The organism is Chryseobacterium sp. DZ-32 (assembly GCF_059587025.1).
Map to the genome: position 1 here is coordinate 102691 of NZ_JCAIOM010000015.1, position 19771 is coordinate 122461.

The 19771-nt window shown below is 36.6% G+C and carries 18 protein-coding genes; 10 read left to right on the forward strand and 8 right to left on the reverse strand.

Translation table 11 applies throughout. The features are described from left to right. Window positions 1-3: 3 nt before the first annotated feature. Both AC59HC_RS16945 and AC59HC_RS16950 read right to left on the reverse strand, forming a co-directional pair. On the reverse strand, window positions 4-381 hold the full coding sequence (locus AC59HC_RS16945) for a hypothetical protein (RefSeq protein WP_202843905.1): 378 nt from the start codon (window positions 379-381) through the stop codon (window positions 4-6). 67 nt (window positions 382-448) lie between these two features. Then, on the reverse strand, window positions 449-1573 hold the full coding sequence (locus AC59HC_RS16950; protein ID WP_343639897.1) for a DegT/DnrJ/EryC1/StrS family aminotransferase: 1125 nt from the start codon (window positions 1571-1573) through the stop codon (window positions 449-451). An 88-nt stretch (window positions 1574-1661) separates the two neighbouring features. Between AC59HC_RS16950 and AC59HC_RS16955 the strand changes: the two genes are divergently transcribed. Then, a complete protein-coding gene (locus AC59HC_RS16955; protein WP_496559036.1) occupies window positions 1662-3263 on the forward strand; it encodes a S8/S53 family peptidase in 1602 nt (533 codons plus the stop codon). A 212-nt stretch (window positions 3264-3475) separates the two neighbouring features. On the opposite strand, the gene AC59HC_RS16960 is transcribed toward AC59HC_RS16955, so the two are convergent. Then, the gene (locus tag AC59HC_RS16960) at window positions 3476-6010 is read right to left on the reverse strand and encodes a phosphoenolpyruvate carboxylase (RefSeq protein ID WP_496559037.1); all 2535 of its coding nucleotides are present in this window, start codon (window positions 6008-6010) and stop codon (window positions 3476-3478) included. A 221-nt stretch (window positions 6011-6231) separates the two neighbouring features. Here AC59HC_RS16960 and AC59HC_RS16965 point away from each other — a divergent pair, with 221 nt between their 5' ends. Both AC59HC_RS16965 and AC59HC_RS16970 read left to right on the forward strand, forming a co-directional pair. Continuing rightward, window positions 6232-6636, forward strand: coding sequence for a hypothetical protein (locus AC59HC_RS16965; protein ID WP_496559038.1), 405 nt, complete (start codon window positions 6232-6234; stop codon window positions 6634-6636). 37 nt (window positions 6637-6673) lie between these two features. Continuing rightward, window positions 6674-7279, forward strand: a complete 606-nt coding sequence (locus AC59HC_RS16970; RefSeq protein ID WP_496559039.1) for a hypothetical protein — start codon at window positions 6674-6676, stop codon at window positions 7277-7279. A 155-nt stretch (window positions 7280-7434) separates the two neighbouring features. On the opposite strand, the gene lpdA is transcribed toward AC59HC_RS16970, so the two are convergent. After that, window positions 7435-8835: a dihydrolipoyl dehydrogenase gene (lpdA, locus tag AC59HC_RS16975; protein ID WP_496559040.1), complete on the reverse strand. Its 1401-nt coding sequence runs from the start codon at window positions 8833-8835 to the stop codon at window positions 7435-7437. Window positions 8836-8934: 99 nt separating this feature from the next. Between lpdA and AC59HC_RS16980 the strand changes: the two genes are divergently transcribed. The 4 genes from AC59HC_RS16980 to AC59HC_RS16995 all read left to right on the forward strand — a co-directional run bounded on the left by AC59HC_RS16980 (window position 8935) and on the right by AC59HC_RS16995 (window position 12052). Beyond that, window positions 8935-9336 (forward strand): winged helix-turn-helix transcriptional regulator, encoded by a 402-nt coding sequence (locus tag AC59HC_RS16980; RefSeq protein WP_202843918.1) that lies wholly within the window; start codon window positions 8935-8937, stop codon window positions 9334-9336. Window positions 9337-9489: 153 nt separating this feature from the next. Further along, window positions 9490-10653, forward strand: coding sequence for an iron-containing alcohol dehydrogenase (locus tag AC59HC_RS16985; RefSeq protein WP_110009339.1), 1164 nt, complete (start codon window positions 9490-9492; stop codon window positions 10651-10653). Window positions 10654-10870: 217 nt separating this feature from the next. Continuing rightward, window positions 10871-11332, forward strand: coding sequence for a lipocalin-like domain-containing protein (locus AC59HC_RS16990; protein ID WP_110009340.1), 462 nt, complete (start codon window positions 10871-10873; stop codon window positions 11330-11332). Window positions 11333-11395: 63 nt separating this feature from the next. Then, window positions 11396-12052: a GDSL-type esterase/lipase family protein gene (locus tag AC59HC_RS16995; RefSeq protein WP_202843922.1), complete on the forward strand. Its 657-nt coding sequence runs from the start codon at window positions 11396-11398 to the stop codon at window positions 12050-12052. 82 nt (window positions 12053-12134) lie between these two features. Here AC59HC_RS16995 and AC59HC_RS17000 read toward each other — a convergent pair whose 3' ends face one another. From AC59HC_RS17000 to AC59HC_RS17010, 3 genes are all read right to left on the reverse strand, one after another. Further along, window positions 12135-13487, reverse strand: a complete 1353-nt coding sequence (locus AC59HC_RS17000; protein ID WP_202843924.1) for a DEAD/DEAH box helicase — start codon at window positions 13485-13487, stop codon at window positions 12135-12137. Between the two features lie 158 nt (window positions 13488-13645). Continuing rightward, window positions 13646-14155 (reverse strand): hypothetical protein, encoded by a 510-nt coding sequence (locus AC59HC_RS17005; protein ID WP_496559041.1) that lies wholly within the window; start codon window positions 14153-14155, stop codon window positions 13646-13648. Window positions 14156-14256: 101 nt separating this feature from the next. Beyond that, entirely contained in the window at window positions 14257-15903 is a 1647-nt protein-coding gene (locus AC59HC_RS17010) for an ABC1 kinase family protein (RefSeq protein ID WP_411413706.1), read from the reverse strand. Between the two features lie 212 nt (window positions 15904-16115). Here AC59HC_RS17010 and AC59HC_RS17015 point away from each other — a divergent pair, with 212 nt between their 5' ends. After that, the gene (locus AC59HC_RS17015) at window positions 16116-16280 is read left to right on the forward strand and encodes a hypothetical protein (protein ID WP_202843929.1); all 165 of its coding nucleotides are present in this window, start codon (window positions 16116-16118) and stop codon (window positions 16278-16280) included. A 150-nt stretch (window positions 16281-16430) separates the two neighbouring features. Next, window positions 16431-17075, forward strand: coding sequence for a DUF4890 domain-containing protein (locus AC59HC_RS17020; RefSeq protein WP_496559042.1), 645 nt, complete (start codon window positions 16431-16433; stop codon window positions 17073-17075). A 62-nt stretch (window positions 17076-17137) separates the two neighbouring features. Here AC59HC_RS17020 and AC59HC_RS17025 read toward each other — a convergent pair whose 3' ends face one another. Continuing rightward, window positions 17138-18640 carry a carbon-nitrogen hydrolase family protein gene (locus AC59HC_RS17025; RefSeq protein ID WP_062670801.1) on the reverse strand — a complete coding sequence of 501 codons (1503 nt, stop codon included), beginning with the start codon at window positions 18638-18640 and terminating at the stop codon, window positions 17138-17140. Window positions 18641-18730: 90 nt separating this feature from the next. On the opposite strand from AC59HC_RS17025, the gene AC59HC_RS17030 reads away from it, so the two are divergent. Continuing rightward, a complete protein-coding gene (locus AC59HC_RS17030) occupies window positions 18731-19117 on the forward strand; it encodes a hypothetical protein (protein ID WP_202843933.1) in 387 nt (128 codons plus the stop codon). Window positions 19118-19771 lie beyond the last annotated feature (654 nt).

Below are 19771 nucleotides of genomic sequence, written 5' to 3' on the forward strand. Positions count from 1 at the left end.
TTTTTAATCTTCGTGTTTTCCTATAAACTCAATGCTTTCATAATGTAGTTCTTTGTATCTAAATTTATTTATTAATACAATTAAAAATACAACAGCACCTATTGTTAAATAATTTTCCAATGAAATATTTTCTTCCACATCATTAAACTTTCGCAAAAGCAGTGACGCTAAAAGTCCAAAAGCGAGAAAACCATAAAATATATTCAGAATTAGTATACTTCTTGAAGATCTTGCTATAACCATTATTAAACCTATACAAGCTAATAAAAACATAAAAACTCCAATCGATAATACTGCATATACTTTGAGCGTGATATTGTTTGTCTCACTTTTAAAAAGGTTATAAGTATCATAAGTCCCAAATCCAATTATAAAAATCATCAAAAAATTGAAGATAATTACAAGTGCATTTATGATCTTATATCTAAATAACCTCTTGTTCATAAATCTATCCCATAAACTCAAGCACTGCATCCGTAATATACTTCAGCTGCTCTTCGTCTAATTCCGTATGCATCGGTAAAGAAATTACCTGATCCAAAAGCTTATCTGTATTCACAAAATCTGCAGCATTACTTTCCTGAAAGTATGCTTTTTGCTTTCTTAATGCTACAGGATAATAGATCATTGCAGGAATATCTTTTTCTGATAAAAACTTCTGAAGCTCATTACGCTTTCCGTTCAGAATTCTTAACGTATACTGGTGGAATACGTGAGTAGAGTTTTCCGCTCTTTTTGGAGTCAGGATAGCCGGGTGACCAGCAAATGCTTCATCATAGAAATCTGCTGCTTTTCTTCTTGCTTCGTTGTAAGAGTCCAGATGAGGAAGTTTTTTTCTTAAAACTGCTGCCTGAATGCTGTCCAGACGTGAGTTTACCCCTACCTCGTCATGATAATATCTTTCATACATTCCGTGGTTTACAATTCCTCTTAAACGGTGAGCTAATTCATCATTATTGGTAAAAATAGCACCTCCGTCTCCGTAGCATCCCAGGTTTTTGGAAGGAAAGAAAGAAGTTGTTCCCACTGTTGCCATTGTTCCTGCCTGTTTTACTGTTCCGTCGGAGAAAGTATATTCTGAACCGATTGCCTGGGCATTATCTTCAATAACATATAAATTATGTTCTTCAGCAATTTTTAAAATTTCTTCCATATTGGCACACTGTCCGAAAATATGTACCGGAATAATTGCTTTTGTTTTGGGCGTAATTGCTTTTTTAATCTGTTCAGTAGAGATGGTGAATGTATCATAATCTACATCTACCAATACAGACTTTAATTTAAGCAAATGAATTACTTCTACTGTTGCAGCAAAAGTAAAATCAGCCGTGATAATTTCGTCTCCTTCTTTCAGATCCAAAGCCATCAGGGCAATCTGTAATGCATCTGTACCATTGGCACACGGAATCACATGTTTTACGTCTAAATAAGACTCCAATTCATTCTGGAAAGACTTTACTTCAGGACCGTTAATAAATGCCGCAGAATCCATTACATTCAAAACTGCATTGTCTACATCATTCTTTATTTTGTAATACTGACTTTGCAAATCAACCATCTGAATTTTTTTCATATACTAAATATTTCTGTAAAAATAAGGAATTTAAAATCCTATCAAAAATTTTATTGATTTTGTTTTTATCTTTATACAAATAAATTTTATGAAAAAACTTTTACTCTTTTGTTTCCTAACAGGTTACCTGACCGTTTCCGCACAAACGGAGCTCGTTTTTGTTTACTTCACGGATAAGCCTAATAAAGCTGCTTTTTATGCAAATCCGTTGTCAGAACTCAGCCAGAAATCACTCAACAGGCGTACTGCACTGGGAATTCCGCTTAATGATCAGGATGCCCCTATTGAACAGTCTTACCTTCAGAATCTTCAAAATCTGGGATTTGTTGTGACCGATTATTCAAAATGGCTTAACGGAGCTGCAGTAAATGCCACTCCGGCACAAAAAACTTTATTACAGGCTCAATCTTATGTTTTGTCTGTTGAAAGTTTTGCCAGAAACAGTTCTACTACCGTGAAAACAGCACCGGGAAAATGGGAAGATGATGCAGGTATCCATAAAACACTTACTAACTTCAATTATGGTTCAGGAGCCGGACAAATTGATCAGGTCAATATCCGGCCGCTTCATCTGGCAGGCTATACAGGCACAGGAGTTTCCATTGCGGTAATTGATGCCGGATTCCCAACCGTGAATACAGGAACTGCTTTTGCAAGATTATGGACCAATAATCACATCAAAGCTTCCTATGATTTTGTTACCAAAACCGGAGATATTTATAATACTTCACTCAGCACACATGGCTCTGTCGTGTTAGGAGTTATAGGAGGATATCTGCAGAATGTTTTTGTAGGAGCGGCACCGGATGCTGATTTTTATCTTTACCGCAGTGAAAATGCGGCTGTAGAAATTCCCGAAGAAGAGCTATACTGGATTGAGGCAGCTGAGGAAGCAGACCGTAAAGGGGTTGACATTATCACCTCATCATTGGGGTATAATGTTTTTGATGAAAGCCGTTACAATTATACGTATGCCAATATGGATGGTAACACGTCCTTCATTGCCCGCGGAGCCGGTATTGCTGCTGAAAAAGGTATTTTTGTCCTTGCCGCTGCCGGTAACGCCGGACAACAGCCGTGGCATTACCTTATGACACCGGCTGATAACGCTAAAGTATTTTCTATCGGATCTGTAGATTCAGCCGGAAATGCTTCAGCTTTTTCTTCTTTCGGACCTAATGCTCTCGGGGTGGTAAAACCGGACGGAAGTACCCAGGGAACCGGTACGACAACCGTTTATGATAATGCTACCTTAATCGTGAATGGAACTTCAATTGCTACTCCTATTGCTGCCGGCGGTGTTGCATGTCTTATTCAGGCATTCCCAGCGATGAACAGAGAGCAGATGAGAGCAAAACTGAGACAAACGGCTTCACTATATCCTGCCCATACCGATCAGATGGGATATGGTATTCTTAATTTCGGAAGTTTATATAATCTCGTTCTGAATACCTCTGAGACTATAAAAAAAGACAGGTTCTCCATATTCCCGAATCCAGCAAAAAGCATCCTGAATATTGCATCAGAGCAAGAAGTGGAATCGTTAGAAATATATGATAACCTTGGAAGACTCATCAGGAAAAGCAACAATCAGAAATCTATAAAAGTGGAAGATTTTTCCAAAGGAACTTATTATCTGAAGATTCAGATGAAGGACAAGGTTTTCTACGAAAAATTCTTAAAAGAGTAATTTTTGTTTCCCTCAGATTGTGCAGATTGATTACAACATAAATATTTGTGCAATCTGTGGGAGATATATTACTATTTTGTGTCGTATTACAACATAAAAATAAGTTTGAGCTAAAACTCATTGAATGGTTTATAATAAAAAAACGGGCTAAAGCCCGTTTCTATTTATATTGATTATCATTCCGTTATGATCATTCTTATTTAAAAAATAGCTTATGCCGAGTTTCTGCTGGCATTAATATTCCCAAATAAAGAACGGGTCACCAGCTTTTCATAAGCTTCTTTGTTCCCTTCCCCTTTCTGAATTTTCATTAAGGCATATTGCTGAATACTTAACAACGGAAGTACAATCTTTTCACGGATCTTCACCGATTTTCTGGAAAGTGGGTCTTCTTCCTGAAGCATTTTAAATCCTGTCAGTTCCAGCATAATGTCTCTGGAAAGCTCATATTCATCAAAAAGGACATTCCAGAAAGCACCGAACTTCGGATTATTTTTGATATAGTAAGTCAATGGAAAGTAAGACTTGTTCATACTCATCATGGAGTTCAGAACTAAAGTTTTAAAGAAATCTGAACCTTTATATAGCTCTCTTACTTCTTCAAATCTCCCCTGTTCTTTCATCTTTTGCATCGCATATCCAAAACCGAAGAACCCTGGTACGTTTTGCTTCAGTTGCGACCATGATCCTACAAACGGAATGGCTCTCAGATCTTCAAATTTCAGTTCGCTGCCATTTCCCCTTTTGGATGGACGGCTTCCGATATTCGTTTTTCCGTAGTATTCCAGTGTACTCATTTCCTGAAGGTAAGGAACAAACATAGGGTGCGCTTTCAGATCTGAATATTTTTTATAGCTGATATCCGCCAACTCAATAATCAAAGCTCTTTCTTTTTCAGTAAGTTCTTTTTTGGAATTTTTGAATACGTCATTTTCAACACCAGCGGTCAGAAGCTGTTCAAAGTTGTATTTTGCCTGCTCTTTGTTTCCAAAAATACTGGTAATCGTCTGCCCCTGAATGGTTAATTCAATCTTATTATTGGCAATCGTTTTCCCCTGGGAAGCATAGAAATCGTGGGTTTTTCCACCTCCTCTTGCCGGCGGTCCTCCTCTGCCATCGAAAAATACGACTTTGATATTATTCTGCTCGGAAAGTTTTGTCAGTACTTCTTTGGCTTTATAAATTTCCCAGTTGGCTTTTAAATAACCTCCGTCTTTGGTTCCATCAGAGAATCCAAGCATGATCGTCTGCTGATTCCCTCTTTTTTCAAGATGCTTTTTATAAACAGGATTATGATACAGCTCATTCATTACATTTTCTGCATTGGCAAGCCCTTCCATGGTTTCAAAAAGCGGAACAATATCCATATTGATATTTTCATCTTTATAACCGCAGATTTTAAAGAAGGCATATACATTCATAACATCTTTTACGGCATCAGAATTGGAAATAATATAGCGGTTCATTCCTCTTAATCCGTTCAGACGCTGGATATCCTTAACCTGTGAAACCGTTAACAAAGTATCTTTCACAATGTCTTCAAAATCTTCAGCAGCTACCGTTTCTGAAATCTGAATAAGCTTATTGAATTTCTGTTCGTAATCAGCCTCTTCATTTCCGTATACTTTCGCATAAACCTCATCAATAACTTTCTGGTGAATTCTGCTGTCCTGGCGGATATCCAGCGTTGCAAAGTGAGTTCCGAAGATCATCACACGATCCCTGAAATTCACCAAAAGATCTAAAAACAAAGAGTTATGCTCGTTGACCAGTATTTTTTCTGCCTCATCGGCTTTATTTAAAATATCTTCTGCTTTAATGCTCTTTCCGTCAAAAATGGCTGCATACAATTCTTCACTTAATTGGGTTAAAACTTCAGAAACACCTCTGAAACTCAATCTTCTCCTGATAAATTTCAAATGACTGTAGTATGATTTCAGAATCGCTGAACGAAGTTCTTCCGCTACTCTTCTCGTTACTTCCGCAGTTACAAAAGGATTTCCGTCCCTGTCTCCTCCCGGCCAGAAACCAAGCTGGATAATATCTTCATGAAGATGAAAATGACCGTTTCCGAAAGTCTTTTTGATCTTCGTAAACAATTCGCCAATGGTATCATAATATACATATCTCAGGTAAGAAATAATGCTCAGCGCTTCATCTATCGGAGTAGGTTTTTCTTTATTGACAAAAGGAGTTTTCCCCAGCTGCTGAAGAAGCATATCAATCTGCGTCACCGAATCACTGGTAATAGCCCCTCTCAAATCCTGAATAATTCTTTGTACCGAACTTGGATAAAACTGAGTCGGGTGTGCCGTAAATACGACTTTAACGCTAAAGTCTTTTAATTTCTCGCGTACTTTTTCAATTTTATGATCCTGAAAAGAACGTTCAAAAAGATTGGTTACTGTTCCATTATCACTTTCTGAATGAAGATTAGGAAATGCAGCATCCTCAATACTGTCAAACAAAACGACCTGTCTTTCTATATATTGTATGATCTTGAAAAGCAGTTCAAGTTTCTGCTCTTCCGTCTGGAGATCGGTATGGTTTTTAAAAAATTCTTCGACGATATTTTCAGGAGTTTTTCCTGCTTCATAGCCGGTCCTGCTTTCCTCATAAAGAAATGGAAGCAGCATTCCGATATTCGTCATTTTATCATAAGGCAGGCTCATAAATAATGAATTATAGATCTGGAACTTATTTTCCACAATCTGCCTGAATTTTTCTGCGCGTTGGTCATGTATCATACTAACAAATGTAAGCGATTTTCAAATTAGTTGCGTTGACAAATGGCAAAAATTAAAGACGAAAATCAAAAAAACATATTTACATTTTATAGATACTTTTCAGAATAAACGAACGATTAACCATGAAATATTGTACAGGTTTAAAAACATAGAAATCCGTTTTACTCATTCAGGATTAATATAATTTTGATTAACTTTACTGTTAACGCTATCCATGATCCATGAAAAAAATATTGACTTTCTTACTTATTACCCTTCTGTTCATCTCTTGTGAAAAAGATTGTTACAATGCACCATTACCTGTCATTTTTGAGTTCGTCAATTCCAATAATGAAAATCTTATCACCAAGGGAAAATTGACGACCTATTCCGTTCAGGATGAAAATAATGTCAGTGTACAATTATCCAAAACATCCGATGACAAAGTTCTTTTAGAAAATGTAGGTGCCTATAACGGAACAAAAAATTATAAATTTTATTCTAATATTAAAGACATTGACTTTTCCATCCAGTCATCGGAGTTTAATGGAGGCTGTGATGGTTATCAGATCAATAAACTGACTTTTACAGGTATAGATATTGATGTAACTGCTGAAAAAGGATATTATAAAATTGTACTGGAATAATTCTCTTTCTTACATTTGCACCGGAAACCCACTCTCTATGAAAGTAATCATCACATTTTTCCTGATTCTCTCCAATCTGCTTTACAGCCAGATCAAGGTTCCCGATGATTATAAAAAAATTCCTGATATTCTTGATACTGCAGAATACCTCTACCCTTTCATTATTCCTGATAAAGAGTATGCTTACTGGAGTGTTCTCAGCAATGATATGGATTATGAAAAAGCAATTATCTATGAAAGCCAGGCTCCTGATTTTATGACGATCAATGAACCTGTTCCAGAAAGAGGCTTTTTCCAGAAATGTATCGGGAACAACTGTTTTTCATACATTCTGGCGTGTAAGAATGAAAGATCAGTTTATTTTTCCAATGAGCAGCAGCTGAGAGATTTTATCGGAACGGTAGAAAATCTTCCTGAAGCTATTTTACTGGCAAAAACATATGGGTATTCGGTGGATACAAGTAACCGATTTACCGGATCATATAAAATTGAAGACCGTCATATTTCAATGTACCTTATGCAATCTAAGGGTTGTCCGGCTGTGAAAGAATCTTTTTGGGTTAAAATCAACAGAAAAACAGGAAAACTGGAGGCAAAAAGCAATGGCGTGTATGCGAAGGATGAAAACTGTAATTCTTTGTGATTCTTTTGAAAATGCAAATAAACCATTAAGATTTTTTAAGTTGATAAGAAAGTTAAGGAATAGCTAAGCTATTTTTCAGCGATCCGCTTTATCTTCCATCAAAGATGGATCTTAATTATTCTTATTGTCTTCATTAACCTTAATGGTTTAATTTCTTATATATTAATAGCTCCCTGCCCAGATGCAATCAGGTAAGCTTCCTTCAACGTTTCAGAATAGGTTGGATGCGCATAGGAAATACGGAACATATCCTCGGCGGTCACTTCATATTCCTGAGCTATGACCCCCTGTGCAATCAAATCGGCAGCTCTGGCTCCAATGATGTGAACACCCAGCACTTCGCCATATTTCGGATCCACCAAAACTTTCGCAAAACCTTCCATATCCATTGAAGCGCGGGCTCTTGCACTGGCAGAAAATGGAAATTTCCCTACATTATATGCGATATTATTTTGTTTCAGATATTCTTCGGTATAGCCTACTGAAGCTACTTCCGGCCAGGTATACACCACTGAAGGAATACGGTTATAATGAATATGACGTTTTTGCCCGTTAATGGTTTCAATTACAAAAACACCTTCTTCCTCAGCTTTGTGAGCCAGCATTGCACCACCAATAACATCACCAATCGCATAGATATTGGATGCGGAAGTCCGGCTGTTTTCATCCACTTTAATAAACCCTCTCTCATCCAGCTGTACATCAGTATTTTCAAGATCAAGACCTTTTACATAAGGGCTTCTTCCCACCGCTACCAATACATAATCTGCTTCCAGCTCACCTTCTGTTCCGTTGTTATCTTTAAAAAACACTTTAGCAGCAGATCCGGTATTCTCGGTTTTATACACCGCATGATTAAGCCGGATATCAATTCCTCCTTTTTTCAGGATTTTCTGAAGACTTTTCCCCAATTCATGGTCCATAGCAGCGATCAGATGATCAGCATATTCAAGGATAGTGACTTTCGTTCCGATGCGGTTGAAAATAGAAGCCATTTCCACCCCGATTACTCCCCCGCCTATGATTACCATAGATTCCGGTTTTTCCTTTAATGACAATGCTTCTGTAGACGTAATAATTCTTTTTTTATCAATCTCTACTCCTGGAATAGTTGATGGTTTTGAGCCTGTAGCAATGATATAATATCGGGCCGTTATTTCTTTAACTTCAGATCCGTTTACAACTCTGATGATAGAATTATTGATAAATCCAGCCGTTCCCTGTAATCTTGTAATATTATTTTTACTCATTAAAAAATTCAGGCCTCCTGTATTTTTTGAAACTACATCTGCTTTTCTTCTGTACATCTGAGAAAAATCCAGTTCTATATGATCCAGCTTAATCCCATGTTCATTGAATTGATGCTGTGCTTCTGAATAATGATGTGTACTGTCCAATAAAGCTTTAGTCGGAATACAGCCCACATTGGTACATGCTCCTCCCAGAGTATCATATTTCTCGATAATCACAGTTTTATATCCCAGCTGGGCGCTTCGTATCGCCGCTACATATCCGCCGGGTCCTGAGCCGATTACGGCAATGTCATAATGATCCATTTGATTTATTAATTTTTTATGATTAAATTTACTTGCAAAACAAAAGCAAATTTAAATCAAACACTTTCAATTTGCAAGTATTATTTTTAAATTAACAAAATGAGTAAAAAAAGATCAGACTGCCCCATCAGCTGCTCACTTGAAATGTGGGGAGACAAATGGTCTCTGTTGATCATAAGAGATCTCATGCTGAAAAAGGAATGTACTTACGGAGACTTCCTTAAGGCTGATGAAAAAATTGCAACGAATATTCTGGCTGCAAGACTTCAAAACCTGTTGGACAATGGAATCATTGATAAAAAAGGCCATCCGGACAGTAAGCTGAAAATTCTTTATTTTCTGACTCAGAAAGGAATTGACCTTATTCCCGTAATCGTTGAAATCAATCTTTGGGGTGAGCAGTATCTTACGATTCCTGATGACCGGAAAAAATTGCTGGACCAGATTAAAAAGGATAAGGAAGGTTTTATAAAAAGAGCAAAGGCCTTTCTTTCTTCTTAGATATAAATAAATGTTACAAGAGAATCGGAAATAGGAATCGGAAAAGCTAAAAGCAATAGCTTTCATAAAATGGAATAATAGCAATTTTAAAATTTCATTAACCTACTTTTCTTTTTTCATTCCGTAAATTTGACTTAAAATAAATATAGAACAATGCTTAATTTCGAGTTTAAAAACCCAACAAAAATACTTTTCGGGAAAGGCGAAATCGCTAAAATTTCCAAAGAAATTCCTCAAGACGCAAGAATATTAATGATTTACGGTGGCGGAAGCATCAAAAACAATGGTGTTTACGATCAGGTAAAAGAAGCTTTAAAAGATCATGAATTATACGAGTTTGGCGGAGTTCCTGCCAACCCAGAATATGAAGTTCTGATCAATGCTTTAAGCTTTATTAAAGAGAAAAACATAACTTACCTTCTTGCTGTAGGCGGTGGATCTGTGATTGACGGCACAAAATTCCTTTCTGCAGCAGCCAATTATGACGGTGAGCCATGGGATATCCTGAGAAAGTCGGTAAGAACATTTGAAGGGGAAGGAATGCCTTTCGGAAGTATTTTAACACTGCCTGCAACGGGATCAGAAATGAATTCCGGATATGTCATCTCAAGAAGGGAAACCCATGAGAAATTATCTTCAGGAGGACCGGGACTTTTCCCACAATTTTCTGTACTGGATCCGGAAGTAATCAGATCTATTCCAAAAAATCAGATTGTTAACGGAATCACAGATGCCTATACTCACGTATTGGAACAATATATGACCGCTCCTTCTTCTGCCGACCTTCAGGAAAGAATTGCAGAAAGCATCCTGATCAGCCTGCAGGAAACGGCTCCAAAAGTATTGGCTGATGATTTCAACTATGATGCTGCAGGAAACTTTATGTGGTGTTGTACAATGGCGTTAAACGGACTGATCCAGAAAGGAGTTATTACAGACTGGGCCGTGCATGCAATGGGACATGAGCTGACCGCTTATTTCGGAATTGATCACGCAAGAACACTGGCAATCATTGCTCCATCGCATTACCGTTACAACTTTGAAGATAAAAAAGGAAAACTGGCTCAGTACGCTGAAAGAGTTTGGGGAATCAAAGACGGAAGTGTAGAGGAAAAAGCTGAACTGGGCATTAAAAAGCTGGAAGAATTCTTCCACAGTCTTCATATCAAAACCAGGCTTTCCGAATATACGGAGGACTTTAAAGGAACCGCTGAAAAGGTTGAAAAAGCCTTTACAGACAGAAAGTGGCTAGGCCTTGGAGAATATAAAAAACTGACTCCGCAGGATGCTTATAAGATTGTAGAGATGAGCTATTAAGGGATTCGGGGTACGAGGTTTGAGCTATGCTGTTTCAAGATTCGGATGAAGCGCTTATCTTCATTTTCAGTTTGAAAATATATAACCCGAAACTCGCATCCCGTATTGCAACCTCTATAAAATTATTTAATTTACAAACATTCGTTTAAAAATTCACTATTTCATTACAGATATTTCAAATTTATTTATATTTTAGCATATTCTTAAATTTGTGAAAATGAAAAAACAGCTACTTTTATTTGCCTTTTCTGCCTTGGCACTTACTTCTTGTAAAGATGACAATCTCGAAGCTTATGATATGGAAATCATGAAGGGAGATTGGAAGGAAGTTAAAAGGGAAGTAATTTCCGGAAAAGATAATAAAACAGTGCTCTATACTGAAACTTTAACAGGATGTGCAGCTAAAAATACTCTTTTCTTCAGAACAGATTATTATGTAAGCTATACAGCGTATACGGGAGAAGGTGCAGACTGTACCCCATCGCCAAAAACTGAAGGAACATTTACCTACGATGCCGATTCAAAAATCATTGGAATTAAACTTGGTGATGAAGGATCAGTAAACTACAGAATTGATATTCTGACAGCCAAAGATCTTAAACTTGCCCAGCAGTCAGGAATCTTTGATATGGATGGAGATAAAATACCGGATGTCCCTTACGTTACCTACAAAAGATAAATTATAACTCCCGCTAATCGGGAGTTTTTTATTACTTTTATATCTAATTTAAAACTGAATATAATGAAGAAGATTCTATCAGCATTTCTATTGCTGTATTTTGCTATTGCTTTTTCTCAGGAGAAAAAACCGATGTTCTGGCAGGACATTCAGGAATTTAAAAAGCTGGACCAGCAAAACCCGCCTCAAAAGGATGCTATTTTATTTATTGGAAGTTCATCATTCACCAAATGGACTGATGTAGCAGATTATTTTCCTGGTAAAACCATTATCAACAGAGGGTTTGGAGGATCAAGACTTACAGATCTTAATGATTTTTCGAATGACCTTTTAGCGCCTTATCAGCCCAAACAGATCATTATTTACTGTGGCGAAAATGATTTTGCAGATAATCATAAGCTAAAAGCCAAAGTAGTTGTTGACCGATTCAAAGCTTTTTACAAAAAAATCCGTGAGAGGTTTCCTGATATTGAAGTAGATTATATCTCCATCAAATATTCGCCGAGCCGAGAAGTGATCTGGCCGCAGATGAAGGTTGCCAACAAAAAAATTGCTGCTTTTATGAAAAAGGAACCAAACGCGGAATTTATTGATGTTACCAAAGCAATGGAAGATGCTAATGGAAATGTAAGAAAAGATATTTTTGTGGAAGACATGCTTCATTTTAAGCCGGAAGGATATAAAATCTGGGCTAAGGTGATCACTCCTTATATGAAGTAAACTCAATCCATGATAAAAACAATAATATCAAATTCGATTAAAAATAAAAAACGATTCCTGAAATGGGAATCGTTTTTTTATTTTATTTCTTTCTTTTCGATTTCGAAATTGCTTTCTGCTGCGCTCTGTTGGCTCCAAATTTCTTAGGTGCTTTTCTTTTGGAAGGTCCACCCCAGTTTTCTTTGGTATTTTTAGCTTTTTTCTCGTGGAAAGCTCCTCCTCCTTCGTTCAGTTTTACCTGTACAGGATTTTTCATGACTACCTGATCTTCTTCGGCAGCAATCTTTTTAGGATTGATTTTAACTTCCTCAGGGAATTCATTAAATTTCAATTCCTTATCCATCAACAGCTCAATATCAAGAAGCAAAGGTTCTTCTTTTTTCGTTACAAAAACCAAAGCTTTCCCTTCTTTGTCTGCTCTACCTGTTCTACCGATTCTGTGGATATACTGCTCCGGAATATCAGGCGTTTCAAAATTGATGACGTGTGTAATGTTCGAGATATCCAGACCTCTTGCCATGACATCTGTGGTAATCAAACCTCTGATCTCTTCATTCTCAAACCTCTTCATCGCTTTCAGTCTGTAATTCTGCGATTTATTGGAATGAATCACATCAAACTGTTCAGGGAAAAGCTCATCGATTTTAGTAAAGAGAAGGTCTGCATGTCTTTTATTGTTATTGAAGATCAGTACTTTGGACATGTCTGCATCACTTTTAAGCAAATGCTCCAGTAAATTGATCTTGGTATTAAAGTTTTCTACTTTGTAACCAATCTGCTCGATTTTCTCAAGTGGTGTTCCTGATTTAGCCAATGAAATTTCAATCGGATTGGCAAAATAAACATCCAGCATTTCATCTACCGCTTCCGTCATGGTTGCAGAGAAAAGAATATTCTGTCTCTTCTCCTTCATCATTTCAAAAATGTGGGTAAGCTGTGGTCTGAAACCAAGATTAAGCATCTCGTCAAACTCATCGATGATCAGTTTCTGAACCTCTTTCAGAGAAATCGCGTTGTCTATGGAAAGATCCATCACTCGTCCCGGTGTTCCTACCAGAATATCACAGCCATCATTAAACAATAGTTTTTGAGTATTGATATTTTTTCCACCGTATATTCCGATTACTCTTGCCGTAATATTTTCTGTCAGTTTTTCAAGGATTTCTGTTACCTGTACCACCAGTTCTCTTGTAGGAACAAGCACCAAAACAGTTGGATTTCCGGTCTTGCTGTATTTCCATGTTTTAAGAACAGGTAAAAGATAAGCTAATGTTTTCCCGGTTCCTGTCTGCGCAATTCCCATTACATCTCTTCCCGAAAGTATAGGCTTTAAGCTCTTCTCCTGAATTGGAGTAGGTTCAAATAATTCCAGATCCGCTAAAACATCGAGAATTTTAACCGGAAGGTCAAAATCCGCAAAAGTGAGTTTTTCCATTTTGCAAAGATAGGTATTTAATTTTGTAGTATGGAAGCACGAAGTCTTAAGCTGGAAGATTATCAAACGTTCTTTTAATTTTTTGAATGCATAATGAAACAGATCAATATATTAATACAGGTCATTTCCTTCCCTCTTCCAGCCTCAAGCGATTGTAATCAATTCACTTTTACACTTTTACTACTGATATTAATGTCATCATCTTCCCATTTGCTGGAGGTAACAATAACATATCCTTTCTTTTTCGGATCTTTTTTAATAGGAAACTGATCATCTTCCCACTGATTACAATGGGTTGAGATAGAAGGCAATAATGGCTTCCAACCCGTTTTACCTAATGTATACACATAGAACGGATGCCAGCAGCTGGTGCACCAATTGGGATAAAAGCCGATCTCTTCTTTTCCGTCACCATTAAGATCTCCTAAATTATACAAACTTCCCTGGTTTGCAGGAGTAATGGTGATCGGCTGTATATTTTTATCGCTGAAATAAATGGTGGTTTCACACTTTCCTTCACATTCGTCGCCACAGTCGCTGACTTTTGTGTAAGCGTATTCTTTTGTTCCGTTTCCGTCAAAATCTCCCTGAAGCTTCTCTTCATTTCCTTGTTGAGCCATACAAAGTGTGCTGAATAAGGTAATGGATGTTATAATAAGTATTTTCATTGTTTTTGGTTTAAATACAGGGTGGCGGGATTCGGGTTACGGGTTACGGGGTGGCGGGATTAGCGTTTATACATTCTTCGGGTTCAAAGTCAACTTCCATTTTATTTTCTGGTTACTCTTAGCAGAAGGATAATGACTAAAAGAATTGAAAAAATAAAACCTAAAACTGCAACTAACGACAGTTCTCCGATTCTTGGTCCGGATTCTGAGGAAAACACGATAGCCGTGGCAATGATATTCGCTCCTAAAACCATGGCCAGAATCAGATTGATGACACTGGATTTGATGAGCTGGTTGGTCTTCTCTATATTTTTGATTTCGCTGGAAACCGTAAATTTATTTTCATCTAGTTTTTGAAGAACGGAACGAAGTTCTTTCGGAATTTCATCTACATTATCCGTGAAATTCATCATACGGTCCATCCCTGTTTTCAAAAGATTTTTAGGACTGATTTTCTTGGTGAAAATCTTTTTGGTGTAAGGGTGAAGACTTTTAACAATATCAAGATCAGGATTAATGCTCCTTCCCACTCCTTCTATCAGACTGATTCCTTTGAACAGAAGATAGAAATAATCCGGCATATAAAGCCTGTTGTCTTTCAGTATATCCTTCATCTTGTTGATAATCACCTGTACATTGATATCCTGTAATGACGAGCTGTGAACAAAATTCAGAATATCATCCACATCATTTTCAAACCTTCTTTCGTCCGGAATTTCATAGCTTATGGCCATTTTTTTGAGTGAACGGACTATTTTATGCGAATTTTTAGCAACAAAACTGACAATAAGATTTTCAAGAATTTCTTTATCATTAGGCTGAATTTTCCCTACTGCTCCGAAATCAATGAAAACAATTCTGCCGTCTTTTTTTACCAGAATATTTCCGGCATGAGGATCGGCATGGAAAAATCCATAATCTAAAATCTGCGATACAAAGAGTCTCAATCCTGTTTCTGAAACCTTTACAGGATCGATATCATTGGCCAAAAGAACAGATTTATCGGTTACTTTGATTCCATCAATAAATTCCATACAAAGAATATTGTTGTTGGAAAATTCTTCGTACACTTTAGGAACGTATGTTTCTTTATTGTTCTTAAAATTCAGACGGAACTGCTGGATATTGTTTTTTTCATTAATCAAAGAAACTTCTTCCAGTAAAGATTTTTCAAAGGTAGAAATGGCCTGTTTCAGATTGAGTTTTTCTCCTATCTCCGAATAAGTGGATATCAGCTTTTCAATATCTTTAATCAACAGTAAATCATCTTCAATGACAGACTGGACATCAGGTTTTCTCAACTTTAAAATTACCGGACTGCCATCCAGCAGAACAGCTTTATAAACCTGAGCAATGGAAGCTGTAGCCAAAGGCTTTTTCTGAATTTCACGGAAATAATCTTTCACGGAAATATTAAATTCACTTTCCAGTGCTTCCTCCACATTCATATCTACTGTTTCCACTTTGTCCTGAAGTTTCTGCAGTTCCTGGATCATTTCCGGCGGCAATAAATCTTCCCTGTTACTGAATGTCTGACCCAATTTTACAAAGGTAGGCCCCAGCTCTTCAAGAGCCAGTCTGATTCTTTCGTAAACGGTTCCTTTTGAGATGATTTCATCTGAATGACCGGAAGCTTCTTCCTGCTTATTTCCGTTCATTCTGGCCAGAAGATCTTTGAATCCATATTTACTGAGTACGGAAATCAGTCTTGCGGATCTTTTCAGTTTTCTTTGAGGTTTATCAAACATAGTGTATCAATAGTAGGTGCAATTTACTCCAAAAATTGTTCCTTTATGAAAACAATTATGACAACAACGCCAACAAATAAAATTAAAAATAACAACACATAATCAGTATTTTAAAGAATAAAATACACCAATATCAATAAAAACACATCATATATTGTAAAAATTAATATATTTACAATGTACAAATTAAAACAAATCAAAAATATTAGAACATGAAAAATTTACGCAACAACAAACTTTCAAGAGAGCAATTAAAAGGAATTGCAGGAAACGGAATTATTATCGGAAACTGCTCAAACCAATGCTGCCCTACAGACGGAAGACCAAAATGTCCTGGACTGATCTGCCCTGCTGTAGTATGCCCTCAGTATATGTAAGATCAGATTTTATACAGAATTATACAGTACCCGAAGAAATATTCTTCGGGTATTTTTTTTGCCCTAAAAAATGCCTACGTACCTCAATTTCTGGCACATTATTTCTATCTGGAAGAACAAAAAAAATTTATAATATTTAAATACAACACTATGTTAAAAAAAATTATTTCAGCTGGTCTTATTGTATCAGCAGTTCTGTTTACAACACAAATAAAAGCTCAGGTAGCATCAGCTCATTCCATTGCCGAAGTAGCCACAAAAGAAATGAGTTATTTGGGACTTACAGAGTCGCAGGTGAATAAAGTTGCAGAGATCAATAATACTACAGCAGATGCACTTATTGCTCTTGATAACAAAGCCGGTAACAATAACAGCCCTGAAAACAACAAAATTATTGCTGACGAATTTGTAAGCATCATTGCCCAACGTCACCAGGCGATGGAACAGATCCTGACTCCTGAGCAGATGGCAATTGTAAAACAAGACAGAGCAGAAAAGATTGCTCTTTTCAGAACATTGATTATGATCCCTATTCTGGATCTGACTGAAAGACAGGTTGAGCAGGCCTATGAGATCAACTTTAAAGGAGTACAGAAGGTTCAGAAAGATTTTGGAAAGCGTCTCAACAAGAAAAATGCAGGTCCTGAAGATGCTGACAGCAATAAGGCAAAAAAGGTTATCATCAGTGATTTTAAAGCACTGGATAAAGATTTTAAAAAGATACTAAGTCCTGAGCAATATGAAGTGTATAAAAATAACCAGGATTTAATCAGGGAATCTGTTAAAAAAGGATAATTCAGTTTGTGTTAATACTTAAAACTTCGGGGCGGCTCCTATGGAGCCGCCCCGAAGTTTTATTATTTAAGATAAGTTTCGTAAAGGTCTTTTCTTCGGTCTTTCATAACCTGAACAGAACCGTTATGATGGAGATCTTTCAGGAGGTTCAGATCTACATCCACAATCAGGGTCATTTCCGTATTGGGAGTTGCTTCTCCTTTCACGGCATTGGATGGGAAGGCAAAATCGGAAGGGGTAAATACGGCAGCCTGTCCGAACTGAATATCCATATTATTAACCTTCGGAAGGTTTCCTACACAACCGGCAATGGCAACGTAGCATTCGTTTTCAATGGCTCTTGCTGCGGCACAGTGGCGTACTCTCATGTAGGCATTCTGAGTGTCTGTAAGATAAGGAACAAACAGAATTTTCATTCCCTGATCAGCCAGAATTCTTGGTAACTCCGGAAATTCCACGTCATAGCAGATGACAAGACCTATTTTTCCGCAGTCGGTATCAAAAACTTTGATTTCATTTCCGCCTTTCATTCCATAATATCTCTTTTCGTTCGGAGTAATATGAATTTTTCTGTATTCATCCATACGGCCGTCACGGTGAAGAAGATAGCTTACGTTGTACAGTTCATTATTTTCAAAAACAGGCATGCTTCCCGAAATAATATTGACGTTGTAACTGATGGCCAGCTCTGAAATTTTTTCTTTGATTTCCTCTGTCAGCTTAGCCAGCTCTATCATACTGTCCCTTTCGGAAAGATTATTGAAGGGTGCCAGCAATGGCGTGTTGAACAGCTCCGGGAAAAGGACAAAATCAGATTTGTAATCTCCCATTACGTTTACAAAGAATTCTACCTGCTCGTAAAAAGCTTCAATATCTTTAAAATGCCTCATCTGCCATTGCACCAATCCGAGACGGATAATGCTGTCCTGCATGGTATTCGGTTTTCTGCTGTAATAAATGTTGTTCCATTGCAAAAGAACTGCATTTTCTCTGGAAGCTTCATCTTCCGGAAGATATTTTTTCAGGATTTTTATCGGAAGAAAATTATTGGAAAGCTGGAAAGACAATACCGGATCATAGATCTCCTTATCTCTTACTTTTCGGATATAATTTCTTGCAGAAAGTTCGTGGCTGTATTTGTGATAATTGGGGATTCTGCCTCCAAGAATAATCGATTTCAGGTTTAATAACTCACAAAGTTCTTTTCGTGCATCGTAAAGCCTTCTTCCCAAACGTAACTCACGAAACTCAGGATCTACAAAAACTTCAATTCCATAAAGGACATTTCCTGTGGAAGTATGTGTATTGAATGTATAATTTCCAGTAATATCACTATAGGTATGATCGTCCCCGAATTCTTCATAATTGACGATAATGGAAAGCGCTACAGCAGCGAGTTTTCCGTCAACCGTGATACAAATTTGTCCGTTAGGGAATATTTTTGTCAGTTTATCAATACTTTTTTTGGACCATATAGACTCCGACATCTGTGGGTAGGCCCTTTTCATCGTTTCCGCCAGTTCATCATAATCCTGAAGGGTCAGGTTTCTTGTTTCTATTTGCATTTGATGTAATTTTACTTAAATTTAGTGAAAATATTTTACTTAAATCCTTATAGATAACTACTTCCCCAACTATTTATACAAAATTTAACAGTGGATATCACCGAAACTTTACAAGCAGCAGTTCACTCAAATAATTACTGGAAACATTCTGATTTCAGTTCTGTAATCGAGATGCTTTCATTTCCTTATCACACTGATATAGAAAAGGAAACAGAAAAAATTGCTATTCTAAATTTGGGAAATAAAACTGTGGGATATATCTGTCTGAATTATCCTCTGATTTTTATAGAAAAGCTATATGCTTTACAGGTAAAAAATATTCTGCATACATTTCATGATATAGAATACATTATTGTCGATACACTATCTAATCCATATTTGACTGTAGATCCTGGTATTTATAATGCTTATTTTGATTTTATGGAAAACCTGAATGCTTTTTCTGCGGAAGATTTTTATTTTTACAATGTAAATTAAAAATCATTCTTGTCCGATTAACCTAAAACTTAATTAGCAGGTCGCTCCTCTGGAGCTTTGTTTTTATGGGAACTTCTTTTTTTCTACTAACAGCAGATCCCGACGGGATCAAATCCAGCTCCACTGGGAGCTAACTGTTAATAGAACATATTTGTTTTAAAATTATAGCTCCGGAGGAGCGACCTGTTAATTCATGATGTAAATATTGATATTTTCAATGTATTTATACTTTTTATCGGACAATAATGATCATATTAAATTTTTATTAGCTAATGAAACCATACGCAGTAATTTTACTCATAAGCGTCACCATTATTTTTATTTTAAGAATCTTTTATGCTGATACGTCAGTCAATGTTTCGCATAATTTAAACTTGTTTTCAGCATCTGAAATAAAGCCTCAGGAAGCGAAAAGTTTTATTTACTTTTATTTAATAGGTACTATGTTAACAAGTTATGTCATTTTTCATAAACATATACTCTTCAAGCTGATATATTGCTTGTTAATTGCTTTAAATATTTTACTGATCATTTCTTCATTGAAACAGTTTTAACAAAAAAATCCCACCCAAAAAAATAGACTGCACCCAAAAGTTTAGACAAAATTAAACAATATTATTATATGAAAGAGTTCGGTACTCTACCGGACTCTTT

What these genes read in the sequence shown, in the direction of transcription:
- AC59HC_RS16945 (WP_202843905.1), bottom strand. Translation starts at nt 381, where the DNA reads ATGATTTTTATAATTGGATTTGGGACTTATGATACTTATAACCTTTTT.
- AC59HC_RS16950 (WP_343639897.1), bottom strand. Translation starts at nt 1,573, where the DNA reads ATGAAAAAAATTCAGATGGTTGATTTGCAAAGTCAGTATTACAAAATA.
- AC59HC_RS16955 (WP_496559036.1), top strand. Translation starts at nt 1,662, where the DNA reads ATGAAAAAACTTTTACTCTTTTGTTTCCTAACAGGTTACCTGACCGTT.
- AC59HC_RS16960 (WP_496559037.1), bottom strand. Translation starts at nt 6,010, where the DNA reads ATGATACATGACCAACGCGCAGAAAAATTCAGGCAGATTGTGGAAAAT.
- AC59HC_RS16965 (WP_496559038.1), top strand. Translation starts at nt 6,232, where the DNA reads ATGAAAAAAATATTGACTTTCTTACTTATTACCCTTCTGTTCATCTCT.
- AC59HC_RS16970 (WP_496559039.1), top strand. Translation starts at nt 6,674, where the DNA reads ATGAAAGTAATCATCACATTTTTCCTGATTCTCTCCAATCTGCTTTAC.
- lpdA (WP_496559040.1), bottom strand. Translation starts at nt 8,835, where the DNA reads ATGGATCATTATGACATTGCCGTAATCGGCTCAGGACCCGGCGGATAT.
- AC59HC_RS16980 (WP_202843918.1), top strand. Translation starts at nt 8,935, where the DNA reads ATGAGTAAAAAAAGATCAGACTGCCCCATCAGCTGCTCACTTGAAATG.
- AC59HC_RS16985 (WP_110009339.1), top strand. Translation starts at nt 9,490, where the DNA reads ATGCTTAATTTCGAGTTTAAAAACCCAACAAAAATACTTTTCGGGAAA.
- AC59HC_RS16990 (WP_110009340.1), top strand. Translation starts at nt 10,871, where the DNA reads ATGAAAAAACAGCTACTTTTATTTGCCTTTTCTGCCTTGGCACTTACT.
- AC59HC_RS16995 (WP_202843922.1), top strand. Translation starts at nt 11,396, where the DNA reads ATGAAGAAGATTCTATCAGCATTTCTATTGCTGTATTTTGCTATTGCT.
- AC59HC_RS17000 (WP_202843924.1), bottom strand. Translation starts at nt 13,487, where the DNA reads ATGGAAAAACTCACTTTTGCGGATTTTGACCTTCCGGTTAAAATTCTC.
- AC59HC_RS17005 (WP_496559041.1), bottom strand. Translation starts at nt 14,155, where the DNA reads ATGAAAATACTTATTATAACATCCATTACCTTATTCAGCACACTTTGT.
- AC59HC_RS17010 (WP_411413706.1), bottom strand. Translation starts at nt 15,903, where the DNA reads ATGTTTGATAAACCTCAAAGAAAACTGAAAAGATCCGCAAGACTGATT.
- AC59HC_RS17015 (WP_202843929.1), top strand. Translation starts at nt 16,116, where the DNA reads ATGAAAAATTTACGCAACAACAAACTTTCAAGAGAGCAATTAAAAGGA.
- AC59HC_RS17020 (WP_496559042.1), top strand. Translation starts at nt 16,431, where the DNA reads ATGTTAAAAAAAATTATTTCAGCTGGTCTTATTGTATCAGCAGTTCTG.
- AC59HC_RS17025 (WP_062670801.1), bottom strand. Translation starts at nt 18,640, where the DNA reads ATGCAAATAGAAACAAGAAACCTGACCCTTCAGGATTATGATGAACTG.